We start from the raw sequence: 24,431 nt of genomic DNA on the forward strand, positions 1-24,431 counted from the left end.
TGAACCCCAGCCCCGTCCCCGTCCCCACCACCCGAGGCAGACCCTTGCTGACCGACGACCCCCGCACCACCACCGTGCTGGACCCCGACCCCGCTGCGCTGGACTCAGCTGCGCTGGACCCCACCGGGCCGGACCTTGCTGATGTGGACTCCGCCGGGGCGGACCCCGCCGCGCCGCAGGGCAACGGGCCGGACGCCACCCGGCGCAGCCCAGAGCCCGCCGCCGAGCCGCCGCCCGCCTCCGCACCCGTACCTGCACTCGCCCCCGCCCCCGCACCCACCCCCGCCTTCGCGCCCACCCCCGCCCCCGCACCCACCCCCGCCTTCGCCGCCGCGCCGGACGCCGAGCGGGTGGCGAGGGCCGCGCTCAGCCGCATGGTCGAGCCCGGGGACGAGGGCGCCTGGCAGCTGCTGCAGCAGTACGGGCCGGTCGAGACCGCCGAGCGGCTCACCCAGGGCCGCGACCTCCCGGCCGCACTGCGCCGCAGAGCCGAGGGTTACCGGGCCCGCACCGCGGCCATCGCCCCGGCCGACGACCTGGAACAGGCCCGACGCTTCGGCGTCCGCCTGGTCTGCCCCGGCGACCTGGACTGGCCGAGCCAGCTCGACGACCTGGGCCCGGCCCGCCCGATCGCACTCTGGGTCCGCGGCAGCGCCTCCCTGCGCCTGTTGGCACTGCGCTCCGTCGCCATGGTCGGGGCCAGGGCCTGCACCGCCTACGGCGCCCACGTCGCCGGCGAACTCGGCGCCGACCTCGCCGACAGCGCCTGGGTGGTGGTCTCCGGCGGTGCCTACGGCATCGACGCCGCCGCGCACCGCGGCGCCCTCGCCGCGACCGGCGTCACCATCGGAGTCCTGGCCTGCGGCGTCGACCAGATCTACCCCGCGGCCACGCCACCCTGCTCGCACGGATCGCCGAACAGGGCCTTCTGGTCAGCGAACTCCCGCTCGGCGCCCACCCCACCAAGCCCCGCTTCCTGCTCCGCAACCGGCTGATCGCCGCGCTCACCCGCGGGACGGTCGTGGTCGAGGCCGCCCGCCGCAGCGGCGCGCTGAGCACCGCGCGTCGTGCCAGGGACCTGAACCGCCTGGTGATGGGGGTTCCCGGCCCGGTCACCAGCGAACTCTCGTCCGGGGTGCACGCGTTGCTCCGCTCCGGCGCGGCCCTGGTCACCGACGCCGCCGAGGTGGTCGAGCTGGTCGGCGGCATCGGCGCCGACCTGGCCCCGACGCGCCGGGGGCCGATGCTTCCTCGCGACGCGCTCAGCGGCGACACGCTGCAGGTGCTGGAGGGCATCCCGGCGGGCCCGCTCGGCGCGCCGGTGGAACGGTTGGTCCGGGCCTGCGGCCTGGCCGCCGACGCGGTGCTGCAACGCCTCTACGAGCTGGGCTCGCTGGGGCTGGTGGAGCGCTGCGGCTCGCACTGGCGGCTCGCCTGAACCCCGGCGCGTCGTGATCACGAGCCCGCCGCGGCCCACCTGATCGAGCGAGCGCCCGTTGTGCATAGCAGTCAGAGACCACTCGGTCACGCTACGCTCACAACCGCTCGGCCGAACGCGGCCGATGGATCAGCAGAACGGCACAAGACGACGAATGCGCATGTACTCAAGCTTCCCCGGGGACGAGCCCCGCGCCACCGACGAGCGCCCGCGGCCGGGTCGCGCACGGCGGGTGGCGTCCCAGGGCGAAGCCCAGTACATCCCCGGGGCCCGTTCCCGCACCCGCGCGGCGCCCGCCGTCCCGCAGACCCCGCCGCCAACCGCCCTCCCGCCAGCCGCCCCGCCGTCGGCCGCCCTCCCGTCAACCGCGCTCCCGCCGACCACCCCGCCGACCGCGCCCACGGCACACGTCCCCCCGGCCGCCCTCCCCGCTCCGACCGGCGCGGTCGGCCTGGCCAGGACGGTGCCGGCGCCCGCGTCCGCCCCGGACGGCAGCACCAAGGCGTCCCCGCCCTCCCGGCGGGCCCTGGACGACCTCTGGCGGGCCTACAAGGCGCACGGTGACCCGCGGCTCCGTGAGCAACTGATCCTGCACTACTCGCCGCTGGTCAAGTACGTCGCGGGCCGGGTCGGGGTGGGCCTGCCCGCCAACGTCGAACAGGCGGACTTCGTCTCCTCCGGGGTGTTCGGACTGATCGACGCCATCGAGAAGTTCGACCCGGAACGCGCGATCAAGTTCGAGACCTACGCCATCAGCCGCATCCGCGGCGCGATCATCGACGAACTGCGCGCCCTCGACTGGATCCCCCGCTCGGTGCGGCAGAAGGCCCGCGCGGTCGAGCGGGCCTACGCCACGCTGGAGGTCACCCTCAAGCGGACCCCGCACGACCCCGAGGTCGCTGCGGAGATGGGCATCCCGCTGGAGGATCTGCACACCATCTTCAGCCAGCTCTCGCTGGCCAACGTGGTCGCCCTGGACGAACTGCTGCACCCGGGCGGGGAGAGCGGCGACCGGGTCAGCCTGCTGGACACGCTGGAGGACACCGCCGCGGACAATCCGGTGGAGGTGGCCGAGGGCCGCGAGCTGCGCCGACTGCTGGCCAGGGCCATCAACACCCTCCCGGACCGGGAGAAGACCGTGGTCAGCCTCTACTACTACGAGGGCCTGACCCTGGCCGAGATCGGCCAGGTGCTGGGCGTGACCGAGAGCCGGGTCAGCCAGATCCACACCAAGGCCGTCCTGCAACTCCGCGCCAAACTCTCCGACGCCCGCTGACCCCTCCGCGCTGCCCCAGCTCCCCCGTACAGTCGCAGGCCCTAAACTGTCGCCGTGCCGAAGATCCGCGCCGCCACTCTGGCCCAGCACCGCCGACTCCAGCGCGAGGCCCTGCTCGACGCCGCCCGCGCGCTGCTCGCCGAGGGCGGGATGGAGGCGCTGACCTTTCCCGCCCTCGCCGCGCGAACCGGGTTGGCCCGCTCGTCCGTCTACGAGTACTTCCGCTCCCGCGCCGCCGTGGTCGAGGAGTTGTGCGCGGTGGACTTCCCGGTCTGGGCCGCGGAGATCGCCGACGCGGTCGCGCTCGCCGCGACGCCGCAGCAGCGGGTCGAGGCGTATGTCCGGGCCCAGCTGGCACTGGCCGGCGACCATCGCCACCGGGCCCTGGCCGCGATCTCCGCGGGGGAGTTGGACGACGCCGCCCGGGAGCGGATCCGGGCCTCGCACGGGCAGTTCGTCGGCCTGGTGGTCAGCGCGTTGGCCGAGTTGGGCCACCAGCAGCCGGGGTTGACCGCGGTGCTGCTGCAGGGCGTGGTCCAGGCAGCGGTCAAGCGGCTGGAGCTGGGCGCGGCGGAGGACGCGACCGCCGTCACCGAGGCCACCGTCGCCATGGTGCTACGCGGTGTGACGGACGCCCCCACGCACTGAGCCTCCACCCACAGCGCCCCCGCCGCCCGAGCCCCCGTCTCCCGAGCCCCCGCCGCCGGGGCCCGCAGCGGCAGCAGGCGGACCCGTCCCGGCCCCAGCAGGGCCAGCGGATCGAGGTAGCGGCGCCCCCGCAGCAGCCCCCAGTGCAGACAGCTCACCGGGCAGTGCCCGCCCGCTGCCCCGGCCCGCGCCGCCGCCTCGACCGTGCCGAGCACCTGCCCGGCCGTGACCTCCGCCCCCTTCGGCAGCACCGCCCGCACCGGTTGGTAGGTGGTGCGCAGCGGCGGCTCCCCGGTACCGGGATGGGTGACCGTCACCACGCCGACCCCGGCGATCACCCCGACGAAGGACACCGTCCCGCCCCGCGCCGCACGGACCGGAGCGCCGACCCGCGCGGCCAGATCCACCCCCCGGTGCCCGGCCGCCCACGGTACCGGCGGCGGATCGAACCGCCGCAGCACGTCCGCCCACGCCGCCCCACCGGCCACGGGCCAGACCCCGGACACCAACGACGGCCCAGGCTCAGGCTCAGTCACAGCAACAGCGACAGCCGCCCGCGCCCGCTGCCCCGGTGGTCCGAGTACGGTCATGGCCGTGGCCAACAGCAGGCCGAGGGCCAGCAGCAGCACCCGCCCGCGGTCGTGCAGCGGCGGTCGGGACGGGAAGTTCGCCGGGTTCAGTGCGTTCATGGCCCCGACTCTGCCCGCCCCGAGCACCCCACCGGGCTTGCCGGGTCAGGCCTGTGGACAACCAGGGGGCTGTGCACAACTCCGTCACCCGGGAGGGTGGCCTCCGGGCGCCCCGGGCGGAGGTCGCCCGGGGTCCGGCGATTCCCGTACACTTCACTCGCGGCCCGGCGTGCTGGGTCGACTTCGCACGCCCTGCCACCGGTGTTTCGGCTCGTTCCCGCCGCCCGGTGAAGTGCCACTCGGTCCGTCAAGGCCCGGCACGGTCAGGGCGTCAGGCGCGGCAGCCTCCCGGTCGCCGCGGACAACCGAGAAACCTAGGAGTACGGCCATGGCCGTCGTCACGATGCGGGAGCTGCTGGAAAGCGGCGTCCACTTCGGTCACCAGACCCGCCGCTGGAACCCGAAGATGAAGCGCTTCATCTTCACGGAGCGCAACGGCATCTACATCATCGACCTGCTGCAGTCGCTGAACTACATCGACCGCGCCTTCGAGTTCGTCAAGGAGACGGTCGCCCACGGCGGCAGCGTCCTCTTCGTCGGCACCAAGAAGCAGGCCCAGGAGGCCATCGCCGAGCAGGCCACGCGCGTGGGCATGCCCTACGTCAACCAGCGCTGGCTCGGTGGCATGCTCACCAACTTCCAGACCGTCTACAAGCGCCTTCAGCGGATGAAGGAGCTCGGCGAGATCGACTTCACCGACGTTCCCGGCTCCGGTCTCACCAAGAAGGAGCTCCTGGTCCTGGAGCGCGAGCACACCAAGCTCGAGAAGACCCTCGGCGGTATCCGCGACATGCAGCGCGTGCCGTCCGCGGTGTGGATCGTCGACACCAAGAAGGAGCACATCGCCGTCGGCGAGGCTCGCAAGCTGAAGATCCCGGTGGTCGCGATCCTCGACACCAACTGCGACCCCGACGAGGTCGACTACAAGATCCCCGGCAACGACGACGCCATCCGCTCGGTCACCCTGCTGACCCGCGTGATCGCCGACGCCGTGGCCGAGGGTCTGATGGCCCGTTCCGGTGCCGCCAAGGGCGACGCCAAGGTCGACTCGGCCGCCGACCAGCCGCTGGCCGACTGGGAGCGCGAGCTGCTCGTCGAGGGCGAGAAGAAGGCTGACGAGGCCCCCGCCGCCGACGCTCCGGCCGAGGCCGCCGCCGAGGCTCCGGCCACCGAGACCGTCGCCGCCGAGGCTGTCGCCGAGGTCGAGGCTCCGGTCGAGGCCGCTGCCGAGGTCGAGGCCCCCGCCGCCGAGGCCGACCAGGCCTGACGGCTGCTCTGGGCGAGGGGTACGGCGGCAAGCGCCGGCGTACCCCTCGCATCGTGTCGGGCGTCCGGTCCCTCAGAAGGGGAGCGGACGCCCGGACCGACCACCTCACCCCGACACACGCGAGAAGAGACTGAAGAGAGATGGCGAACACCACCGCCGCGGACGTCAAGAAGCTCCGTGAGCTCACCGGCGCCGGAATGATGGACTGCAAGAAGGCGCTGGACGAGGCCGAGGGCAACGTCGACAAGGCCGTCGAGCTGCTCCGTATCAAGGGCCAGAAGGGCGTTGCCAAGCGCGAGGGCCGCGACGCCTCCAACGGCGCCGTCGTCTCCCTGCTCGAGGGCGGCACCTCCGGCGTCCTGGTCGAGCTGAACTGCGAGACCGACTTCGTCGCCAAGGGCGGCCGCTTCGTGGAGGTCGCCAACGCGCTGGCCGCCCACGTCGCCGCCACCTCCCCGGCCGACCTGGACGTCGCGCTGGCCAGCGAGATCAAGCCCGGCCAGACCGTCCAGCAGTTCGTGGACGAGGCCAACGCGGGCCTGGGCGAGAAGATCGTCTTCCGCCGCTTCGCCCAGTTCACCGGTGGCGCGTACGTCTCGGCGTACATGCACCGCACCGACCCCGACCTGCCGCCGGCCATCGGCGTGCTGGTCGAGCTCGACCAGGAGAACGCGGAGATCGCCAAGGACGTCGCGCAGCACATCGCCGCCTTCGCCCCGAAGTTCCTCTCCCGCGAGGAGATCCCGGCCGAGGCGCTGGAGAACGAGCGCCGCATCGCCGAGGCCACCGCGCGCGAGGAGGGCAAGCCCGAGGCTGCCCTGCCGCGCATCGTCGAGGGCCGGGTCTCGGGCTTCGTCAAGGAGAACGCGGTCCTGGAGCAGGCGTTCGCCAAGGACAGCAAGAAGACCGTCCAGAAGGTTCTGGACGAGGCCGGCGTCAAGCTGGTCCGCTTCGCCCGCTTCCGCGTCGGCGCCTGACCCCGGACTCGTTCCGGAGGTCTGCGGTGGGCGTCCGATCGGGGCGCCCGCCCATACGATGTGAGTCGTGAAGACGACGAGGAGGCCATTGCCGTGGAGGTATCCGTTCCGGTGCCCGCGGTAGTGGCCTCCTCTCGTACGCGTGCTCGCACCAGTTCATGCACCAGCAGGAGGAGTCGATGCAGATGACCGCCGAAGCCGCCGAAGAGGGCCCGCGTCGCCGCGTGCTGCTCAAGCTTTCCGGTGAGGCGTTCGCCGGCGGGGGCGGTCTGGGTGTCGACCCCGACGTCGTCCACGCCATCGCCAGGGAGATCGCCACCGTGGTCCGCGGCGGCACCCAGGTGGCCATCGTCATCGGCGGCGGCAACTTCTTCCGGGGGGCCGAACTGCAGCAGCGCGGCATGGACCGGGCCCGCTCCGACTACATGGGCATGCTGGGCACCGTGATGAACTGCCTGGCGCTGCAGGACTTCCTGATGAAGGAAGGCATCGAGACCCGGGTCCAGACCGCCATCACCATGGGCCAGGTCGCCGAGCCGTACCTGCCGCTGCGCGCGGTGCGCCACCTGGAGAAGGGCCGGGTCGTGATCTTCGGCGCGGGGATGGGCATGCCCTACTTCTCCACCGACACCACCGCCGTGCAGCGCGCCCTGGAGGTCCACGCCGAGGTGCTGCTGATGGGGAAGAACGGGGTCGACGGGGTCTACGACTCCGACCCCAAGTCCAACCCGGACGCGGTCAAGTTCGACACCCTGGAATACTCCGAGGTGATCGCGCGGGACCTCAAGGTCGCGGACCTCACGGCGATCACGCTCTGCAAGGACAACGACCTTCCCATCCTGGTCTTCGAACTGCTCGCGGAGGGCAATATCGCCCGCGCCGTGCGCAGTGAGAAGATCGGCACGTTGATCTGCGGGGAATCGGCCCAGGGCTGACTCTCCGTTACCCACACGCGTACGCAGTGCCCGCACCGCAGGAGTCGAGACCGGGTAGCACCGGACAGGAGCACATGGTGATTGAAGAGACCCTCCTTGAGGCCGAGGAGAAGATGGAGAAGGCCGTCGCCGTCGCCAAGGACGACTTCGCCGCGATCCGTACCGGCCGTGCGCACCCGGCGATGTTCAGCAAGATCGTCGCTGAGTACTACGGCGCGGTGACCCCGATCAACCAGCTGGCGTCGTTCTCGGTGCCGGAGCCCCGGATGGCGATCGTCTCGCCGTTCGACAAGTCCTCGCTCCGGGTGATCGAGGAAGCCATCCGCAACTCGGACCTGGGCGTCAACCCGTCCAACGACGGTTCGATCATCCGGGTGAACTTCCCGCAGCTCACCGAGGAGCGCCGGCGCGAGTACATCAAGGTCGCCCGCACCAAGGGCGAGGACGCCAAGATCTCCATCCGCGCGGTGCGCCGCAAGGCCAAGGAGATCCTGGACAAGCTGAGCAAGGACGGCGAGGCGGGCGAGGACGAGGTGCGCCGCGCCGAGAAGGAGCTCGAAGACGTCACCGCGCGCTATGTCGTGCAGGTGGACGAACTCCTCAAGCACAAGGAAGCCGAGCTCCTCGAGGTCTGATGAACGATGACTCCTTCTGGGGGCCCGCTTCTGGTGACAGCAGCGCCGCGGCCCGAGCGCAGGGCCACGGGATACCCGCTGAGGGAGTGCTTCCGGGGCACCCGGGCCTGCCCGGGTCCGCCGAGGACGCCGCGGCCACCACGCTGATGCCGCCCGTGGTCGACGGACCGGTTCCTCCCCACTGGGGGGGACCGGCCCTCGGCCAGTCGCAGCAGTCCCCGCTGCGTTCCGGGGCCGGTATGGCGCAGACTCACCCCATGGCCACCCAGCATTCAGCACCGGAACGTTTCTCCGGACAGGTGCCCGATTCCGGACCGGGTGTCCAGGAGCCGGCCGCCACCCGCCTCAGCGGGCCGCTGTTCCGCGACGACCCCGAGGCGCCGCCGATGTCCCAGCAAGCACCGTTCCCCGACCCCTCGGCCGACGGCCCGGCCCCGGCGGCCCCTCCGGCCGCCCCGAAGGGCGGCCGTGACCTGCGCGCCGCCATCGGCGTCGGGCTCGGCCTCGGCGTGGTCGTGGTGGTCTCGCTCTTCATCGTGAAGTGGCTGTTCGTCGGGGTGGTCGCGGCAGTCGTGGTGATCGGCATGTGGGAGCTGACCAGCCGGCTCGCGGAGACCAAGGGCATCGCCGTGCCCAGGCCGCCGCTGGCGGTCGGCGGGGTCGGCATGCTGGTCGCCGCCTACCTCGGCGGCCCTGAAGCGGCCCTGGTAGCGCTGGCGCTGACCTGCCTGGCGGTCCTGGTCTGGCGGATGAGCGAACCGCCCGAGGACTACCTGCGGGACGTCACGGCCGGCATCTTCACCGCCTTCTACGTCCCGTTCCTGGCCACCTTCGTGATGCTGATGCTGGCCGCGGACGACGGCCCGCGCCGGGTGGTGCTGTTCCTGGTGCTGACGGTGTGCAGCGACACCGGCGCGTACGCGGCCGGCTCGCGCTTCGGCAAGCACAAGCTCGCGCCGCGGATCAGCCCCGGCAAGACCCGCGAGGGCCTGGTCGGCGCGGTGCTGCTGTGCATGCTGGCGGGCGCTCTCGGGATGAAGCTGATGATCGATCAGGGGCAGTGGTGGCAGGGCCTGGTCCTCGGCGCCTGCGTCGCGGTCAGCGCCACCCTGGGCGACCTCGGCGAGTCGATGATCAAGCGCGACCTCGGCATCAAGGACATGGGCACGCTGCTCCCCGGCCACGGCGGCCTGATGGACCGGCTGGACTCGCTGCTGCCCACCGCCCCGGTGGTCTGGCTGGTCCTGGTCGGCTTCGTCGGAGCCGGCTGACCCCGGCCGACCTGCTCGGATCGACGACGAGGCCCGGCCCCGCAGGGTGCCGGGCCTCACCCGTTCGGGCCACCGGCGCCGACCTGCGACACTGGAGGCATCATGCCTAAGCCCATCCCCGGTGAACTCACCTTCGTCGCGCCGCGTGGCGCCAAGCCTCCGCGGCATCTCGCCGACCTGACCGCCGCCGAGCGCCGGGAGGCGGTCGTCGAGCTGGGCGAGAAGCCGTTCCGCGCGGACCAGCTCTCGCGCCAGTACTTCTCCCGGCTGGCCGCGGCCCCGGACGAGTGGACCGACATCCCCGCCGCCTCCCGGACCAAGCTGGCCGAGGGCCTGCTGCCCGAGCTGATGTCCGTGGTCCGCAACGTCTCCTGCGACGACGACGCCACCCGCAAGACGCTGTGGAAACTCTTCGACGGGGTGCTGGTCGAGTCGGTGCTGATGCGCTACCCCGACCGGGTGACCATGTGCATCAGCTCACAGGCCGGCTGCGGGATGAACTGCCCGTTCTGCGCCACCGGCCAGGCCGGGCTGACCCGGAACCTCTCCACCGCCGAGATCGTGGAGCAGATCGCCGCCGGGATGCGGTCGATCAAGAACGGCGAGTTCGGCGCGGACGCCTCCGGCGAGGCCGGTGCGGTGCGGCTGAGCAATGTGGTCTTCATGGGCATGGGCGAGCCGCTGGCCAACTACAAGCGGGTGATCGCCGCGATCCGCCGGCTCACCGACCCGGCACCGGGAGGCTTCGGCCTGTCCCAGCGCGGCATCACCGTCTCCACGGTCGGCCTGGTCCCGGCGATCAACCGGCTCGCCGACGAGGAGATGAGCGTCCGGCTCGCGGTCTCGCTGCACGCGCCGGACGACGAGCTGCGGGACACCCTGGTCCCGGTGAACACCCGCTGGCGGGTCGCCGAGGTGCTGGACGCGGCCTGGGCCTACGCCGAGCGCTCGGGCCGCCGGATCTCCATCGAGTACGCGCTGATCAAGGACATCAACGACCAGGCCTGGCGGGCCGACCTGCTCGGCCGGCTGCTCAAGAACCACCGGGCGCACGTCAACCTGATCCCGCTGAACCCCACCCCCGGCTCCAAGTGGACCGCCTCGCGCCCGGAGGACGAGCGCGAGTTCGTCCGCCAGCTGAAGCTGCACGGCGTGCCGGTGACCGTCCGCGACACCCGCGGCCAGGAGATCGACGGCGCCTGCGGCCAGCTCGCCGCGGCCGGCTGACGCAGCCGACCCGCTCGGCCGGGGTCACCCGTCCGTCCGGCAGGCGTCAGCGGTGGAACGCCGCCGCGGTCAACACTGCCGCGCCGGCGCCCGCGCCCAGCAGGACCGTGACTCCGGCCAGGGTGCGCAGCGCCCAGGAGCGCCGATGGACGCTGCCCGCCGCGCCCATCCGGGGCAGTGCGGCGTAGGCGGCGCGCCGGGTGACGGCCACCTCGGCCAGCCGGGTGGCCAGCGCGGCGAGCACGCAGACCGCCAGCAGCACGGTTTCGATCAGGGCCGGCGTCCCGGCCGAGCGGTGCTGGTCGCCCAGCCGGTACAGGGCGACCCCGCCCACCGCGGCGCTGGTCGCCAGCACCCCCAGCGGCGTGCCGAGCCGCCAGGAGTCGGCCTGCAGCCCGCGCCCGGCCAGCAGTCGTACCGCCCGGGGCCGTCCCAGCGCGAGCAGCCAGCCGGCCGCGAACAGCAGCAGCGGCAGTGCCGCGGCGATCCCGACCAGGCCCAGCACCCAGCCGGTCCGCACCGCGGCGTCGCCCTTGGCGTGCAGCCCGGCGACCAGGACGGCGGCGCCGGCCGCGGGCAGCGCCAGCGCCGCCGCCAGGTACGGGACGCTCGGCCGCGGCTGCGGCAGGTCGGTGCCGTCGCCCGGCAGCAGGTCGGCGGGGCGTACCGCGGCGGCCGCGGCCAGTCCGCCGAGCAGCGGCACGGTCGCCAGCAGGGTGGTGGTGCCCGCGGTCGGCAGCCCGGCCGGGAGGCCGAGGGCCGGGTCGAGCCGGGTGCCGGGCAGCAGTTCCAGCCAGTGCGCCCGCAGCACCAGGAACCCGGCCAGCGCCAGCAGCGCGCCGACGGTGCAGGCCAGCGCGGTCTCCCCGGCCAGCAGCAGTCGCAGCCTGGCCGGACCCGCGCCCGCGGCGACCAGCCCGGAGACCCGCTCCTGCCGCTGCCGCGGCAGCGCGCGGGCGCAGGCCGCGGCGAGGTAGCCGAGCGCGGCCAGCGCGGGCAGGCACCAGAGCAGCCGGTCCACGGCGGCGTTCGAGCCGGCCGGGGCGGACAGCGCCCGGCCCAGCGCGCGCAGCAGCAGCGCGGTGACCACGGCCGCGGTCAGCGCGGTGAGCAGCCAGCGGAGCAGGTCGGCGCCGCGGTAGCCGCGGGCTAGACGGAGGTAGGCGAGCACTGCTCCACACTCTCCTCGGGTGCCTCGTCGACGGAGTGCGCGGCGGACGCGCCGTCGCCGGGCGTGTCGTCGGCCTCGGGCCGGGCCGCCCGCACGTTCATCGCCGGGCGGGTGAGCACCGGCGCGGAGAGCCGGCCGTCGGCCATGGTGGCGACCCGGTCGGCGTAGCGGGCCAGGGCGGGGTCGTTGGTCGCCAGGACCAGGGTGATCCGGTGCGAGCGGGAGGCGGTGACCAGTATCCGCAGCACCTGGTCCCGGGCCGCGCGGTGCAGCGGCGCGGTGGGCTCGTCCGCGAAGACCACGGTGGGGCGGTGGGCCAGGGCGCGGGCCACGGCGATCCGCTGCCGCTGCTCCTGGCGCAGGTCGGCCGGGCGCAGCCGGGCGCAGTCGGCGACGTCGAGGCGCTCCAGCCATTCGGCCGCGGCGAGGGTGGCCGCCCGGCGCGGCGCCCCGGACAGCAGCAGTGGCAGCGCGACGTTCTCACGCGCCGTCAGTTCCGGCACCAGCTGCGGTTCGGGGCCGACGTAGCCGAAGCGCTCGCGGCGCAGCCGCTCCCTGGCGGCCCGGCCGAGGGTGTGCACCGGGGCACTGTTGAACCAGACCTCGCCCTGGTCGGCCGGGGTGAGCCCGCTGAGGCAGTCCAGCAGGGTGCTCTTGCCGCTCCCGCGCGGGCCGGCCACGGCCAGTACCTCGCCCTCGCGCACCCCCAGGGAGACGCCGCGCAGCGCGGGCGTGCCGCAGTGGGTCTTCACCAGGGCCCGTGCCCACAGCACGTCGTTGTCCGGCGGGGCGATGGTCACTGCCGTCCTCCAGGTCGTGATGGTGGCTCACAGACTAGAACGAGTGATCAGCGTACGGGACACCACTGGGCGGCCCCGACATATGGGTGTCGGAGCCGCCCAGTGGCGGAGGGTGCGTCAGGAAGCTGCTTACATGCGGTTCCAGGCCTCGGTGAGGACGGTGCGCAGGATGCCCTCGATCTCGTCGAACGTCGACTGGTCGGCGATCAGCGGCGGCGAGAGCTGGATGACCGGGTCCCCGCGGTCGTCGGCGCGGCAGTACAGGCCGTTCTCGAACAGCGCCTTGGAGACGTAGCCGTAGAGGATCCGCTCGCACTCGTCGTCGTTGAAGGACTCCTTGGTGACCTTGTCCTTGACCAGCTCGATGCCGTAGAAGAAGCCGTTGCCGCGGACGTCGCCGACGATCGGCAGGTCGTGCAGCTTCTCCAGGGTGGCCCGGAAGGCGTCCTCGTTGGCGAGGACGTGCTTGTTCAGGCCCTCGCGCTCGAAGATGTCGAGGTTGGCCAGCGCCACCGCGGAGGACACCGGGTGCCCGCCGAAGGTGTAGCCGTGCAGGAAGGTGTTGTCGCCCTTGTAGAACGGCTCGGCGATCCGGTCCGAGATGATCGCGGCGCCGATCGGGGAGTAGCCCGAGGTCATGCCCTTGGCGCAGGTGATGATGTCGGGGACGTAGTCGAACTTGTCGCAGGCGAACATGGTGCCGAGGCGGCCGAAAGCGCAGATGGTCTCGTCCGAGACCAGCAGCACGTTGTACTGGTCGCAGATCTCGCGGACCCGCTGGAAGTACCCGGGCGGCGGCGGGAAGCAGCCGCCGGCGTTCTGCACCGGCTCCAGGAAGACGCAGGCCACCGTCTCCGGGCCCTCGAACAGGATCTCCTGCTCGATCTGGTCGGCGCACCAGCGGCCGTAGGCCTCCGGGTCGTCGCCGAACAGCGGGGCGCGGTAGATGTTGGTGTTGGGGACCTTGTGGGCGCCCGGGACCAGCGGCTCGAACGGGGCCTTCAGGGCGGGCAGGCCGGTGATCGACAGGGCGCCCTGCGGGGTGCCGTGGTAGGCCACCGCGCGGGAGATCACCTTGTACTTGGTGTGCTCGCCGGTCAGCTTGAAGTACTGCTTGGCCAGCTTCCACGCGGTCTCGACGGCCTCGCCGCCGCCGGTGGTGAAGAAGACCTTGTTGAGGTCGCCGGGGGCGTAGTTCGCCAGCCGCTCGGCGAGCTCGACCGCGCTGGGGTGCGCGTAGCTCCAGATCGGGAAGAAGGCGAGCTTCTCGGCCTGCTTGCGGGCCACCTCGGCCAGCTCGGCGCGGCCGTGCCCGGCCTGCACCACGAACAGGCCGGCCAGGCCGTCCAGGTACTTGCGGCCGTTGGAGTCCCAGATGTACGCACCCTCGCCGCGGACGATGGTGGGAACCGGGTTGTTCTCGTACGACGACATCCGGGTGAAGTGCATCCACAGATGGTCGTAGGCGGTCTTCGAAAGGTCCTTGGTGGCCGGGTCGGCGCTCATCGGGTACCCCAGGTGTAGGTCTGTTTCCGTAGCTTCAGGTAAACGAAGCTTTCGGTTCTCCGCACGCCGGGAAGCGCGCGGATTCGCTTGTTGATCAGTTCGAGGAGGTGCTCGTCGTCCTCGCAGACCAGCTCGGCCAGCAGGTCGAACGAGCCTGCGGTGACGACGACGTAGTCCACCTCGTCCATGGCGGCCAGGGCGTCCGCGACCGGCTCCATGTCGCCTTCGACCGTGATGCCGACCATCGCCTGCCGGGTGAACCCGACGGTCAGCGGGTCGGTCACCGCCACGATCTGCATGACGCCCTGGTCGAGGAGCTTCTGGACCCGCTGGCGCACGGCGGCCTCGGACAGGCCGACGGCCTTGCCGATGCTGGCGTACGGCCTTCGGCCGTCCTCCTGGAGCTGCTCGATGATCGCCTTGGAGACGGAGTCGAGGGGAACGCTGCCGTTCCGGTCACGGTTGGCCACGAGCGCAACACTGCCCTATCGAGCGACTGTACGCAAGGGATTCCGTCGCGATCGTAGGAAAATCGTGCTGATTCCATTGTTGTTCGGCCGCCTACCTGCCGATAACCGCTGTTGCGGGGCTAGGCTGAGTACTGCCGGGTTCGCCGGCGAGCTGGAAACCGAGGAGAGGTCCCCGTGAGCGAGCTTCAGACGCTGCGCAACTACATCAACGGCGCGTTCACCGACGCCGCCGACGGCCGTACCACCGAGGTCGTCGACCCGACCACCGGCGAGGCGTACGCCACCGCGCCGCTCTCCGCCGAGGCCGACGTGGACGCGGCGATGGCCGCTGCCGCCGCCGCGTTCGAGGGCTGGCGGGACAGCACCCCCTCGGTACGCCAGCTGGCCCTGCTGAAGATCGCCGACGCGGTCGAGGCGCGGGCCGAGGAACTGGTCGCGGTCGAGTCCAGGAACACCGGCAAGCCGCTGGGGATGACCGCCTCGGAAGAGGTCCCGCCGATGGTCGACCAGATCCGCTTCTTCGCGGGCGCGGCCCGGCTGCTGGAGGGCAAGTCCGGCGGCGAGTACATGGAGGGGCTGACCTCCTTCGTCCGCCGCGAGCCGGTCGGCGTCTGCGCCCAGGTCGCGCCGTGGAACTACCCGATGATGATGGCGGTGTGGAAGTTCGCCCCGGCCATCGCGGCCGGCAACACGGTCGTGCTCAAGCCGTCCGACACCACCCCCGCCTCGACCGTGCTGCTCGCCCAGATCATGGGCGAGATCCTGCCCCCCGGCGTCTTCAACGTGGTCTGCGGCGACCGTGAGACCGGACGGCTGATGGTCGAGCACCCGACGCCCGCGATGGCCTCCATCACCGGCTCGGTCCGGGCCGGCATGCAGGTCGCCGCCTCCGCCGCCAAGGACGTCAAGCGGGTGCACCTGGAGCTGGGCGGCAAGGCCCCGGTCGTGGTCTTCGAGGACGCCGACATCGCCGCCGCGGTCGAGGGCATCTCGGTGGCCGGCTACTTCAACGCCGGCCAGGACTGCACCGCCGCCACCCGGGTGCTGGTGCACCAGGACATCCACGACGAGTTCGTGGCCGCGCTGGCCAAGGCCGCCGCCGACACCAAGACCGGGCAGCCGGACGACGAGGACGTGCTCTACGGCCCGCTCAACAACGCCAACCAGCTCGCCCAGGTGACCGGCTTCATCGAGCGCCTCCCGGCGCACGCCAAGGTCGAGGCGGGCGGCCACCGGGTCGGCGAGGTCGGCTACTTCTACGCCCCGACCGTGGTCTCCGGACTGGTCCAGGACGACGAGATCATCCAGAACGAGGTCTTCGGCCCGGTGATCACGGTCCAGAAGTTCGCCACCGAGGCGGAGGCGGTCAGCAACGCCAACGGCGTCGACTACGCACTCGCCTCCTCGGTCTGGACCAAGGACCACAGCCGGGCGATGCGGCTGGCCAAGAAGCTCGACTTCGGCTGCGTCTGGATCAACACCCACATCCCGCTGGTCGCCGAGATGCCGCACGGCGGCTTCAAGAAGTCCGGCTACGGCAAGGACCTCTCCGCCTACGGCTTCGAGGACTACACCCGGATCAAGCACGTGATGACGTCGCTGGGGGAGTGACGGCACACCAGGAGGGCCCGGACGCGTCGCGCGTCCGGGCCCTCCTCGCGTCCGCGCGGCTACCGCCGCACCGCGTCCAGGGCCAGCAGCGCGACGTGCAGCGACAGGCACGACTCGACCTGGTCCAGGTCCACCCCGAGCACCCGCTCCACCTTGTGCAGCCGGTCGTAGAAGGACGGCCGGGACAGGTGCGCCGCGTCCGCCGCGGCGGACTTGTTGCGGCCCTGCTCCAGGTAGACCCGCAGCATCTGGATCAGCTGGCTGCCGTGCTCCGCGTCGTACGCCAGCAGCGGGCCCAGCTCGCGCTCCACGTACGTCTGCAGCCGGGCGTCGTCCCGCAGCAGGTGCAGCAGGCCGCGCAGCCGGACGTCCGGCAGCCGGTAGTACGAGGCCGAGCGGGCGCCGGACGCGGGCGCGTCGTGCAGCGCCGCGTCCGCCACCTGGGTGGCCTCGACCAGGGTGCGCCGGGCGTCCCGCACCGCGCCGACCGACGAGCCCACCGCGATCACCGGCTCCGGCTGCTCCGCCTCCAGCAGCAGCCGCCGCAGCGAGGAGGCGAAGCCGTCCAGCGCGGTGTGCTCGTCGTCGCGCGGGCCCAGCGACACCAGCAGCCCCACCGCCTCGTCGTCCAGCGCGCCGACCAGCGCGGTCAGCCGCTTCTCGCGGACCGCCGCTGCCGCCGTCTCGGTGAAGTCACGCAGCCGGGCCTGCGCCTCCAGCGCCGCCGGGGCGCTGCCGTGCCGCTGCCGCAGCACCACCCCGACCAGCCGCCGCCCCTCCAGCGGGACGCCCAGCGCCGAGGCCCGCAGCGCCACGTCGGAGACCGTCACCGCATGGGTCAGGATGCCGGAGAGCAGGGTGCGGTGGGTCTGCCGCTCCAGGCTCTCCCGGTCCCTGACCAGCAGCCGGTTCAGCGCCAACGTGGCCGCGGCCCGCTCCAGCAGCATGGTGTGCCGGTGCGACGCCTGCTCGGGCGCCACGTCTTCCTGGGCCGAGCTGGGCGCGCCGAGCAGCAGCAGCCGCCCCCAGTCGTGCCCGCGCGCTCCCACCGCGGTCACCAGCCAGCCGGTGCGCGGGTCGTGCCCGGTCCTGCCCTTGGCCCTGACCCCGCGCGAGCGCGACTCCCAGCCCGCCAGCAGCACCTGGGCGTCCTGCCCGCCGGTGTCGTACGCCAGCACCTGGTGCGAGAGGTTCTCCAGCACCACCGGGGCCCCGGCCATCCGGGACACCTGCTGCACCACCTCGACCGGCTCCGCGCCCTCCACCGCCAGCTCGTTGAAGGTCTGGTGGATCTCCTCGGACGAGCGCAGCTCCTCCAACTGGGCGTTCACCACCAGCGCGTGCACCGCCTCGGTCACCGCGACGAAGCGCAGCTCCCGGCGCAGCACGACCAGCGGCAGCCCGCGCTGCTCGGCGGCGTGCACCAGGGCGCGCGGCAGGTTGTCGAAGTAGCGCCGCCCGAACTCCACCACCAGCCCGGCCACGCCCACGTCGGCCAGCTCCCGGACGTAGCGGGCCAGGCCCTCCCGGTCCTCGGGCAGGGCGATCCCGGTGGTCAGGATCAGCTCGCCGCCCTGCAGCGTCCCGGCGATGTCGGCCAGCTCGCTGACGTGCACCCAGCGCACCGGTCGCTCCAGGTGCTCCCGGCCGGCCACGACCTCCGGCAGACCGCGGCTGACCACGTCCAGATCGAGGACGCGGGCGACGGTGGGGAACAACAGGGCCTCCTGGTGCAGCGGTGGGGATCCCTTCATAGTGTCAGCCGAAATCGACATGCGGGCAACGAGGTGTCGGATTTTCAGCTGTTGGCAGGATGTAATGCCGTTAACGATCTGCCTTGCGGACTGTTGCTTGCCGGGCCCGTCCGAACCGGGGCATCGTACGCAGAGTGGGCACCCGCGTACCCGCCCCGCCCTGAACGCACGTCGCTGGAGGAACACATGGACCGGTCCGTCGTCGGCACCCGCTTCGAGGCCGGGGCCCAGTACCTCGCCGGAGCGCTGCGCGAGGGCACGGGTGAGGAGACCTTCGACGTCGTCAACCCGGCCGACGGCAGCCTCGTCCAGCGGGTGCGGCTCGCCTCCACCGCGGACGTGGACGACGCCGTGGCCGCCGCCCGCGCCGCCTTCCCCGAGTGGTCCCGGTCCACCCCCGGCGCCCGCTCCGACGCGCTGACCCGGCTGTCCGGCATCCTGGCCGAGCGCGCCGAGGACTTCGCCCGGGTCGAGAGCGCGCAGACCGGCAAGCCGATCAAGCTCAGCAGCGAGTTCGACGTCCCCGGCACGGTCGACAACACCGCCTTCTTCGCCGGGGCCGCCCGCAACCTGGAGGGCAAGGCCACCGGGGAGTTCTCCGGCGACCACACCTCCTCGATCCGGCGCGAGCCGATCGGCGTGGTCGGCTCCATCTCGCCGTGGAACTACCCGCTGCAGATGGCGGGTTGGAAGATCCTGCCGGCCATCGCGGCGGGCAACACCATCGTCCTCAAGCCGGCCGAGCTGACCCCGCTGACCTCGCTGATGTTCGCCCAGGCCTGCACCGACGCCGGCATCCCGGACGGCGTGGTCAACGTGGTCACCGGCGCGGGACGGGTGGCCGGGGAGTACCTGGTCGGACACCCCGGCGTCTCCATGGTCTCCTTCACCGGCTCCACCGGGGTCGGCAAGCGGGTCGGCGAGGTCGCCGTCCAAGGCGTCAAGCGCACCCACCTGGAGCTGGGCGGCAAGGCCCCGTTCGTGGTCTTCGACGACGCCGACCTGGAAGCCGCCGTGCACGGCGCGGTCGCCGCCTCGCTGATCAACACCGGCCAGGACTGCACCGCCGCCACCCGGGCCTACGTCCAGCGCCCGCTGTTCGACGCCTTCGTCGAGGGCGTCGCCGAGCTGTTCGAGCAGATCCGGCTGGGCGACCCGTTCAACCCGCAGACCGACCTCGGCCCGCTGATCTCGCTGCGCCAGCGCGACAGCGTGGCCGGCTTCGTCGAGCGGGCCCGCGGCTACGGCGCCACCGTCGCGGCCGGCGGCTACGCCCCGGAGAAGGGCCACGACGGCACCGACCTCACCCTCGGCGCGTACTACCGGCCGACGCTGATCACCGGCGTCGCCCAGGACGCCGAGGTGGTGCAGAGCGAGATCTTCGGCCCGGTGCTGGTCGCGCTGCCGTTCGACAGCGACGAGGACGGCCTGCGGCTCGCCAACGACACCCCGTACGGGCTGGCCGCCTCCGCCTGGACCCGGGAACTCTACCGCTCGCTGCGCGCCACCCGGGAGATCCAGGCCGGCTGCGTCTGGGTCAACGACCACATCCCGATCATCAGCGAGATGCCGCACGGCGGTTACAAGGCCTCCGGCTACGGCAAGGACATGTCGCAGTACTCGCTGGACGAGTACACGCAGGTCAAGCATGTGATGCAGGACATCACCGCGGTGTCCCGCAAGGACTGGCACCGCACCGTCTTCGGCGACCGCTGACCGACCGCTGACCTGGTTCCCCGACGTCCCCGACGTCCCCGACCCCTCCGCACCACCCCTCCAACCGCACCCGAGGGTGCATCAGAGAGCAGTGAGACTATGGATTCGGCCCATTCCCTTGCCGACGTCCAGTACACCTCCTTCTGGCTGTCCGACCCGGCCCGGCCCGAAGCCCTTCCCGCCCTCGTCGGCGACACCAGCTGCGACCTGCTGGTGGTCGGCGGCGGCTACTCCGGCCTGTGGACCGCGCTGATCGCCAAGGAGCGCGAGCCGGACCGGGACGTGGTCCTGGTCGAGGGCCAGGAGGTCGGCTGGGCCGCCTCCGGCCGGAACGGCGGCTTCTGCGCGGCCAGCCTCACCCACGGCTTCTTCAACGGCCTGGAGCGCTGGCCCGACGAGATCCGCACCCTGGAACGCCTCGGCCACGAGAACCTCCAGGCCATCGAGGACGCGGTCGAACGCTACGGCATCGACTGCGACTGGGAGCGCACCGGCGAACTCGACGTCGCCACCGAGCCCTACCAGGTCGAGGAACTGCGCGAGGGCGCGGCGACCATGGCCGAGTACGGCGTGGACGCCGAGTTCCTGGACGGCGAGGCCATCCGCGCCCAGGTCGACTCGCCGACCTTCCTGGCCGGGCTCTGGGACAAGGACGGCGTGGCCATGGTCCACCCGGCCAAGCTGGCCTGGGGCCTCAAGCGCGCCTGCCTGGAGCTGGGCGTCCGGATCTTCGAGCACACCCCCGCCTCCGAACTCGCCGAGAGCGGCGCCGGCATGGCCGTCCGCACCCCCTACGGGCGGGTGTTCGCCGGGCATGTCGCGCTGGGCACCAACATCTTCCCCAACCTGGTGAAGCGGGTCCGCCCGTTCCTGGCCCCGGTCTACGACTTCGCGCTGATGACCGAGCCGCTGACGGACGAACAGCTGGCCTCGATCGGCTGGAAGAACCGCCAGGGCCTGGGCGACTGCGCCAACCAGTTCCACTACTTCCGGATCTCCGCCGACAACCGCATCCTCTGGGGCGGCTACGACGCGGTCTACCACTACGGCGGGCAGGTCCGCGCCGAGTACGACCACCGCCCGGAGACCTACGAGAAGCTGGCCCGGCACTTCTTCACCGCGTTCCCGCAGCTGGAAGGCCTGAAGTTCAGCCACGCCTGGGGCGGCGCGATCGACACCTGCAGCCGCTTCTCGGCCTTCTTCGGCACCGCCCACAAGGGGAAGGTCTCCTACGCCCTCGGCTACACCGGCCTCGGCGTCGGCGCCACCCGCTTCGGAGCAGAGGTGATGCTCGACCTGCTGTCCGGCGAGCGCACCGAGCGCACCGAGCTGGAGATGGTCAGGAGCAAGCCGGTCCCGTTCCCGCCGGAGCCGGTGAAGTGGATCGGCATCGGCCTGACCAAGTGGTCGCTGGACCGCGCCGACCACAACGAGGGCAAGCGCAACCTCTGGCTCAAGGCCATGGACGCGGTCGGCCTCGGCTTCGACAGCTGACCCTTCCCCGTCTCCATTCTTTCCCTTCTGCTGTGCCCCGCGGCGTGCACCCTCCTACCGGGTGCGCGCCGCTTTTCGCACCCGTACCCGGCTTCTGCTCCGAGCCGTGGGCCGACGGACTCAGGATGTAGCCCGCATCCGGTGTAAGAGACGGGCCGCAACTCGCTCTCACTTGTTACCAGCGAGTCCGATACGGGGTCGGGCCGCGGGGATACCTGGAGGACGGGGCAGATGGGAAGCATGGAACCGAGGGACGCGGTGGAGTGGCTCAGCGCCGCCGCGGCCGATCCGGAGGCCTGCCGCTGGGAGTGGGAGCGCAGTCCGATCGGCATCGTCCTGCTCCCGGCCGGCCGGCTCTGGGACGTCCTGATAGTCCCGGGGGACCTGGGGCGGATCACCGTCGACGTACTGGTCCGGATGGACGCCGAGCCGGGGCCGGTCCTGGCCGACTTCGGCGACTTCCGGGTCGGCTTCTTCGTGCCGCCGGGCACGGCCGCCCGCTGGGTCGGCACCGGAGTCCGCACCGCGGGCGCGGGCACCTGGCTGGCCGTACCGCACCCGGCGCGGGCCGGGCGCGGACTGCGCTGGCTGGTGCCGCCGGACGGCAGCGGCGCGCTCAACGATCCGGTGATGCTGGAGCTCGCCATGCACGAGGCCGTGGCGCTGCTGACCGGAGGGGCCGACGAGCTGTAAGGACGAATCGGTGTTCCCCGACAACCTGCCGATTGAGACCGGCCCGGTTCCGCAACAGAATGTGTACAGCGCGGCACCCGCTGGTGAGACTCCTGTGCCCCGCCCGGACTCGGAGGCAGACGTTGAGCAAGCACATCACCCACTGGATCGGTGGCACCCTGGTCGCCACCGCCGGCAGCGCCCCGCGCCGCGGTGACATCTTCGACCCGGCGACCGGCAAGGTCACCGGTCAGGTCGACTTCGCCGGCATCGCCGAGGTCGACGCCGCCGTGAGCAGCGCCGCCGGCGCCTTCGCCGCCTGGCGCAACGCCTCGGTCGCCAAGCGCACCACGGTGCTGTTCAACTTCCGCGAGCTGCTGAACGCCCGCAAGGACGAACTCGCCGCGATCATCGTCTCCGAGCACGGCAAGGTGCACTCGGACGCGCTGGGCGAGATCGCCCGCGGCCAGGAGGTCGTCGAGTACGCCTGCGGCATCCCGCAGCTGCTCAAGGGCAGCTTCACCGAGCAGGCCTCGACCGGTGTCGACGTCTACTCGATCCGCCAGGCCCTCGGCCCGGTCGCGATCATCTCGCCGTTCAACTTCCCGGCGATGGTCCCGATGTGGTTCTTCCCGATCGCCGTCGCGGCCGGCAACACCGTGGTCCTCAAGCCGTCCGAGAAGAACCCCTCGGCCGCCCTCTTCATCGCCGAGCTGTGGAAGGAGGCCGGGCTGCCCGACGGCGTCTTCAACGTCGTCCACGGCGACAAGGTCTCGGTCGACCGCCTGCTGGAGCACCCGGACATCAAGTCGGTCTCCTTCGTCGGCTCCACCCCGATCGCCCGCTACGTCTACGAGACCGGCACCCGGTACGGCAAGCGGGTCCAGGCCCTCGGCGGCGCCAAGAACCACATGCTGGTCCTGCCGGACTCGGACCTCGACCTGGCTGCCGACTCCGCGATCAACGCCGGCTTCGGCGCGGCGGGGGAGCGCTGCATGGCGATCTCGGTCCTGGTCGCGGTCGAGCCGATCGCCGACGAGCTGGTCGACAAGATCAAGCAGCGGATGGCCACCCTCAAGGTCGGCCCCGGCTGCAACGGCGACTCCGACATGGGCCCGCTGGTCACCGGCGTGCACCGGGACAAGGTCACCTCCTACCTCGACTCCGGCCTCGCCGACGGCGCCGAGCTGGTCGTGGACGGCCGCAAGCACCCGATCACGGAGGCCGACGCCAACGGCAGCGGGACCGCGGACGGCTTCTGGCTCGGCCCCACCCTCTTCGACCACGTCAAGCCCGGCATGTCGGTCTACAACGACGAGATCTTCGGCCCGGTCCTGTCGGTCGTCCGGGTCTCCTCCTACGAGGAGGGGCTGGAGCTGATCAACAGCAACCCGTACGGCAACGGCACTGCCATCTTCACCAACGACGGCGGAGCGGCCCGCCGCTTCCAGAACGAGGTTGAGGTCGGCATGGTCGGCATCAACGTGCCGATCCCGGTCCCGGTCGCCTACTACTCCTTCGGCGGCTGGAAGGCGTCCCTCTTCGGTGACAGCCACGCCTACGGCGAGGACGGCGTCCACTTCTTCACCCGCGGCAAGGCCGTCACCTCACGCTGGCTCGACCCCAGCCACGGCGGCCTCAACCTGGGCTTCCCGACCAACGCCTGAGGTACTCCGGGTTTCCTGAGGTACTCCGGGGTTTGCGGTCCGGCCCGTCGGCGACGCTCACGTCGCCGACGGGCCGGACCCTTTTCCGGGGAAGGGACCGGGAGCGGATCGGCCGCGGATGGGTGCGGATTGGGTGATGACGGCCCCGACCGTGAAGACTGGCCCGATGCGGAAAAGCACAGCGCCCACCGCGGCGCAGCTGGAGGCGGCGAAGACCGCGACGATTCCCGATGTGGCCGGACCGGGACTGCGGGTGCTGTTCTGCGGCATCAACCCCGGACTCTGGTCCGGTGCCACCGGCCGGCACTTCGCCCGCCCCGGCAACCGGTTCTGGCCGGCCCTGCATCGATCCGGTTTCACCCCACGGCAGTTCGATCCCGAGGAGCAGGAACAGCTGGTCGCACTGGGCCTGGGCATCACCAACGTCGTGGCCAGGACCACCGCCAAGGCCGACGAACTGACCGCGGAGGAGTACCGCGCGGGCGGCGAGGCCCTGGTGGAACGGGTGGAGCGACTGCGCCCCCGGGCTCTGGCCGTACTCGGGATCGGCGCCTACCGCACCGCCTTCGGACGACCCCGTACGACCGTGGGCCCGCAGGCCGACGGCATCGGCGACACGGAGGTGTGGGTCCTGCCCAACCCCAGCGGTCTGAACGCGCACTACACCCTGGACGGCATCGCGGAGGAATTCCGCCGACTGCGGGTGGCGGTGTCCCACGACGCGCCGGTTTGACCTGGGCCGAGCGAGCGCGTAGTGTCCTTCGAGTTGCCCCGTGAGCGTGTGGGTGCAACAAAATCCCTGATCAGACAGCGTGGAGTTGTTTTGTCATGCCGTTTATCGGGAAATCGGCGGATTTGGCTTGTGGAGCTGGAATCCGCTAAGGTTTGAAACAGAACGAAGAACGAAGCGCCCGGAGGGTCCCGGTGAGGGTCCTGAAGGAAGTGTCCGTTCCTTGAGAACTCAACAGCGTGCCAAAAGTCAACGCCAAATGTTTCATTTGGCAGTAACTGTTTTACATAGCGAGGACGCAGTGCACGGGATCACCTATTCCGGTGGTTGCTGTGCCGCTCTTTGTGTGTCACTTTGACATTCACGGAGAGTTTGATCCTGGCTCAGGACGAACGCTGGCGGCGTGCTTAACACATGCAAGTCGAACGGTGAAGCCCTTCGGGGTGGATCAGTGGCGAACGGGTGAGTAACACGTGG

Annotated in this window: 19 protein-coding genes, 1 rRNA gene and 2 pseudogenes; 16 read left to right on the forward strand and 6 right to left on the reverse strand. The window is 71.7% G+C overall.

Translation table 11 applies throughout. From position 1 onward, the window contains the following. Positions 1–374: 374 nt before the first annotated feature. From dprA to ACEZDE_RS28045, 3 genes and pseudogenes are all read left to right on the forward strand, one after another. Positions 375–1,438 (forward strand): annotated as a pseudogene (gene dprA / locus ACEZDE_RS28035) (DNA-processing protein DprA). 526 nt (positions 1,439–1,964) lie between these two features. Then, positions 1,965–2,714, forward strand: a complete 750-nt coding sequence (gene whiG / locus ACEZDE_RS28040) for an RNA polymerase sigma factor WhiG (RefSeq protein WP_380541790.1) — start codon at positions 1,965–1,967, stop codon at positions 2,712–2,714. 78 nt (positions 2,715–2,792) lie between these two features. Next, positions 2,793–3,362 carry a TetR/AcrR family transcriptional regulator gene (locus ACEZDE_RS28045; RefSeq protein WP_380541793.1) on the forward strand — a complete coding sequence of 190 codons (570 nt, stop codon included), beginning with the start codon at positions 2,793–2,795 and terminating at the stop codon, positions 3,360–3,362. 119 nt (positions 3,363–3,481) lie between these two features. Here ACEZDE_RS28045 and ACEZDE_RS28050 read toward each other — a convergent pair. Further along, positions 3,482–4,051: pseudogene (locus ACEZDE_RS28050) on the reverse strand (peptidoglycan DD-metalloendopeptidase family protein); the annotation flags it as partial. A gap of 328 nt (positions 4,052–4,379) precedes the next feature. Here ACEZDE_RS28050 and rpsB point away from each other — a divergent pair. The 6 genes from rpsB (at position 4,380) to rlmN (ending at position 10,363) form a co-directional block, all read left to right on the forward strand. Continuing rightward, on the forward strand, positions 4,380–5,318 hold the full coding sequence (gene rpsB, locus ACEZDE_RS28055; protein WP_380541740.1) for a 30S ribosomal protein S2: 939 nt from the start codon (positions 4,380–4,382) through the stop codon (positions 5,316–5,318). Positions 5,319–5,458: 140 nt separating this feature from the next. Further along, positions 5,459–6,295, forward strand: coding sequence for a translation elongation factor Ts (tsf, locus tag ACEZDE_RS28060; protein ID WP_380541743.1), 837 nt, complete (start codon positions 5,459–5,461; stop codon positions 6,293–6,295). A gap of 179 nt (positions 6,296–6,474) precedes the next feature. Continuing rightward, positions 6,475–7,230, forward strand: coding sequence for a UMP kinase (gene pyrH / locus ACEZDE_RS28065; protein ID WP_380541796.1), 756 nt, complete (start codon positions 6,475–6,477; stop codon positions 7,228–7,230). A gap of 77 nt (positions 7,231–7,307) precedes the next feature. Further along, positions 7,308–7,865, forward strand: coding sequence for a ribosome recycling factor (gene frr / locus ACEZDE_RS28070; RefSeq protein WP_380541799.1), 558 nt, complete (start codon positions 7,308–7,310; stop codon positions 7,863–7,865). A gap of 146 nt (positions 7,866–8,011) precedes the next feature. Further along, complete coding sequence (locus ACEZDE_RS28075; RefSeq protein ID WP_380541802.1) at positions 8,012–9,136, forward strand: phosphatidate cytidylyltransferase; 1,125 nt, start codon at positions 8,012–8,014, stop codon at positions 9,134–9,136. 102 nt (positions 9,137–9,238) lie between these two features. Then, a complete protein-coding gene (gene rlmN, locus ACEZDE_RS28080) occupies positions 9,239–10,363 on the forward strand; it encodes a 23S rRNA (adenine(2503)-C(2))-methyltransferase RlmN (protein ID WP_380541746.1) in 1,125 nt (374 codons plus the stop codon). Between the two features lie 46 nt (positions 10,364–10,409). Here the strand turns inward: rlmN and ACEZDE_RS28085 are convergent, their stop codons facing one another. The 4 genes from ACEZDE_RS28085 to ACEZDE_RS28100 form a co-directional block, all read right to left on the reverse strand. Next, positions 10,410–11,534, reverse strand: coding sequence for a hypothetical protein (locus ACEZDE_RS28085; protein WP_380541749.1), 1,125 nt, complete (start codon positions 11,532–11,534; stop codon positions 10,410–10,412). Continuing rightward, entirely contained in the window at positions 11,513–12,334 is an 822-nt protein-coding gene (locus ACEZDE_RS28090) for an ABC transporter ATP-binding protein (protein WP_380541751.1), read from the reverse strand. The genes ACEZDE_RS28085 and ACEZDE_RS28090 overlap by 22 nt, the downstream gene beginning before the upstream one ends. Before the next feature lie 129 nt (positions 12,335–12,463). After that, positions 12,464–13,840 (reverse strand): aspartate aminotransferase family protein, encoded by a 1,377-nt coding sequence (locus tag ACEZDE_RS28095; protein WP_380541754.1) that lies wholly within the window; start codon positions 13,838–13,840, stop codon positions 12,464–12,466. Then, positions 13,837–14,310 carry an Lrp/AsnC family transcriptional regulator gene (locus ACEZDE_RS28100; RefSeq protein ID WP_380541757.1) on the reverse strand — a complete coding sequence of 158 codons (474 nt, stop codon included), beginning with the start codon at positions 14,308–14,310 and terminating at the stop codon, positions 13,837–13,839. Before ACEZDE_RS28100 ends, ACEZDE_RS28095 begins: the two co-directional genes overlap by 4 nt. Before the next feature lie 174 nt (positions 14,311–14,484). Here ACEZDE_RS28100 and ACEZDE_RS28105 point away from each other — a divergent pair, with 174 nt between their 5' ends. Then, the gene (locus tag ACEZDE_RS28105; protein ID WP_380541760.1) at positions 14,485–15,921 is read left to right on the forward strand and encodes a gamma-aminobutyraldehyde dehydrogenase; all 1,437 of its coding nucleotides are present in this window, start codon (positions 14,485–14,487) and stop codon (positions 15,919–15,921) included. A 59-nt stretch (positions 15,922–15,980) separates the two neighbouring features. Here the strand turns inward: ACEZDE_RS28105 and ACEZDE_RS28110 are convergent, their stop codons facing one another. Beyond that, entirely contained in the window at positions 15,981–17,639 is a 1,659-nt protein-coding gene (locus ACEZDE_RS28110) for a PucR family transcriptional regulator (RefSeq protein WP_449341718.1), read from the reverse strand. Between the two features lie 222 nt (positions 17,640–17,861). Here ACEZDE_RS28110 and ACEZDE_RS28115 point away from each other — a divergent pair, with 222 nt between their 5' ends. The 6 genes from ACEZDE_RS28115 to ACEZDE_RS28140 all read left to right on the forward strand — a co-directional run. Then, positions 17,862–19,391 (forward strand): gamma-aminobutyraldehyde dehydrogenase, encoded by a 1,530-nt coding sequence (locus ACEZDE_RS28115; RefSeq protein WP_380541766.1) that lies wholly within the window; start codon positions 17,862–17,864, stop codon positions 19,389–19,391. A gap of 99 nt (positions 19,392–19,490) precedes the next feature. Beyond that, positions 19,491–20,885: an NAD(P)/FAD-dependent oxidoreductase gene (locus tag ACEZDE_RS28120; RefSeq protein ID WP_380541769.1), complete on the forward strand. Its 1,395-nt coding sequence runs from the start codon at positions 19,491–19,493 to the stop codon at positions 20,883–20,885. A 231-nt stretch (positions 20,886–21,116) separates the two neighbouring features. Continuing rightward, positions 21,117–21,578 carry a hypothetical protein gene (locus ACEZDE_RS28125; protein ID WP_380541772.1) on the forward strand — a complete coding sequence of 154 codons (462 nt, stop codon included), beginning with the start codon at positions 21,117–21,119 and terminating at the stop codon, positions 21,576–21,578. Between the two features lie 122 nt (positions 21,579–21,700). Next, positions 21,701–23,224 carry a CoA-acylating methylmalonate-semialdehyde dehydrogenase gene (locus tag ACEZDE_RS28130; protein WP_380541775.1) on the forward strand — a complete coding sequence of 508 codons (1,524 nt, stop codon included), beginning with the start codon at positions 21,701–21,703 and terminating at the stop codon, positions 23,222–23,224. Positions 23,225–23,390: 166 nt separating this feature from the next. Beyond that, positions 23,391–23,957 carry a G/U mismatch-specific DNA glycosylase gene (gene mug, locus ACEZDE_RS28135; protein WP_380541778.1) on the forward strand — a complete coding sequence of 189 codons (567 nt, stop codon included), beginning with the start codon at positions 23,391–23,393 and terminating at the stop codon, positions 23,955–23,957. Positions 23,958–24,314: 357 nt separating this feature from the next. Further along, positions 24,315–24,431 (forward strand): 16S ribosomal RNA (locus ACEZDE_RS28140); the annotation flags it as partial.

The organism is Streptacidiphilus cavernicola (assembly GCF_042510955.1).
In the GTDB taxonomy this organism is placed as follows: Bacteria; Actinomycetota; Actinomycetes; order Streptomycetales; family Streptomycetaceae; genus Streptacidiphilus; species Streptacidiphilus cavernicola.

Bases quoted from the DNA above. Each gene is read 5' to 3' on its own strand.
- rpsB (WP_380541740.1), top strand. From the start codon at position 4,380: ATGGCCGTCGTCACGATGCGGGAGCTGCTGGAAAGCGGCGTCCACTTC.
- tsf (WP_380541743.1), top strand. From the start codon at position 5,459: ATGGCGAACACCACCGCCGCGGACGTCAAGAAGCTCCGTGAGCTCACC.
- pyrH (WP_380541796.1), top strand. From the start codon at position 6,475: ATGCAGATGACCGCCGAAGCCGCCGAAGAGGGCCCGCGTCGCCGCGTG.
- ACEZDE_RS28075 (WP_380541802.1), top strand. From the start codon at position 8,012: ATGCCGCCCGTGGTCGACGGACCGGTTCCTCCCCACTGGGGGGGACCG.
- rlmN (WP_380541746.1), top strand. From the start codon at position 9,239: ATGCCTAAGCCCATCCCCGGTGAACTCACCTTCGTCGCGCCGCGTGGC.
- ACEZDE_RS28095 (WP_380541754.1), bottom strand. From the start codon at position 13,840: ATGAGCGCCGACCCGGCCACCAAGGACCTTTCGAAGACCGCCTACGAC.
- ACEZDE_RS28115 (WP_380541766.1), top strand. From the start codon at position 17,862: ATGGACCGGTCCGTCGTCGGCACCCGCTTCGAGGCCGGGGCCCAGTAC.
- ACEZDE_RS28120 (WP_380541769.1), top strand. From the start codon at position 19,491: ATGGATTCGGCCCATTCCCTTGCCGACGTCCAGTACACCTCCTTCTGG.
- ACEZDE_RS28125 (WP_380541772.1), top strand. From the start codon at position 21,117: ATGGGAAGCATGGAACCGAGGGACGCGGTGGAGTGGCTCAGCGCCGCC.
- mug (WP_380541778.1), top strand. From the start codon at position 23,391: ATGCGGAAAAGCACAGCGCCCACCGCGGCGCAGCTGGAGGCGGCGAAG.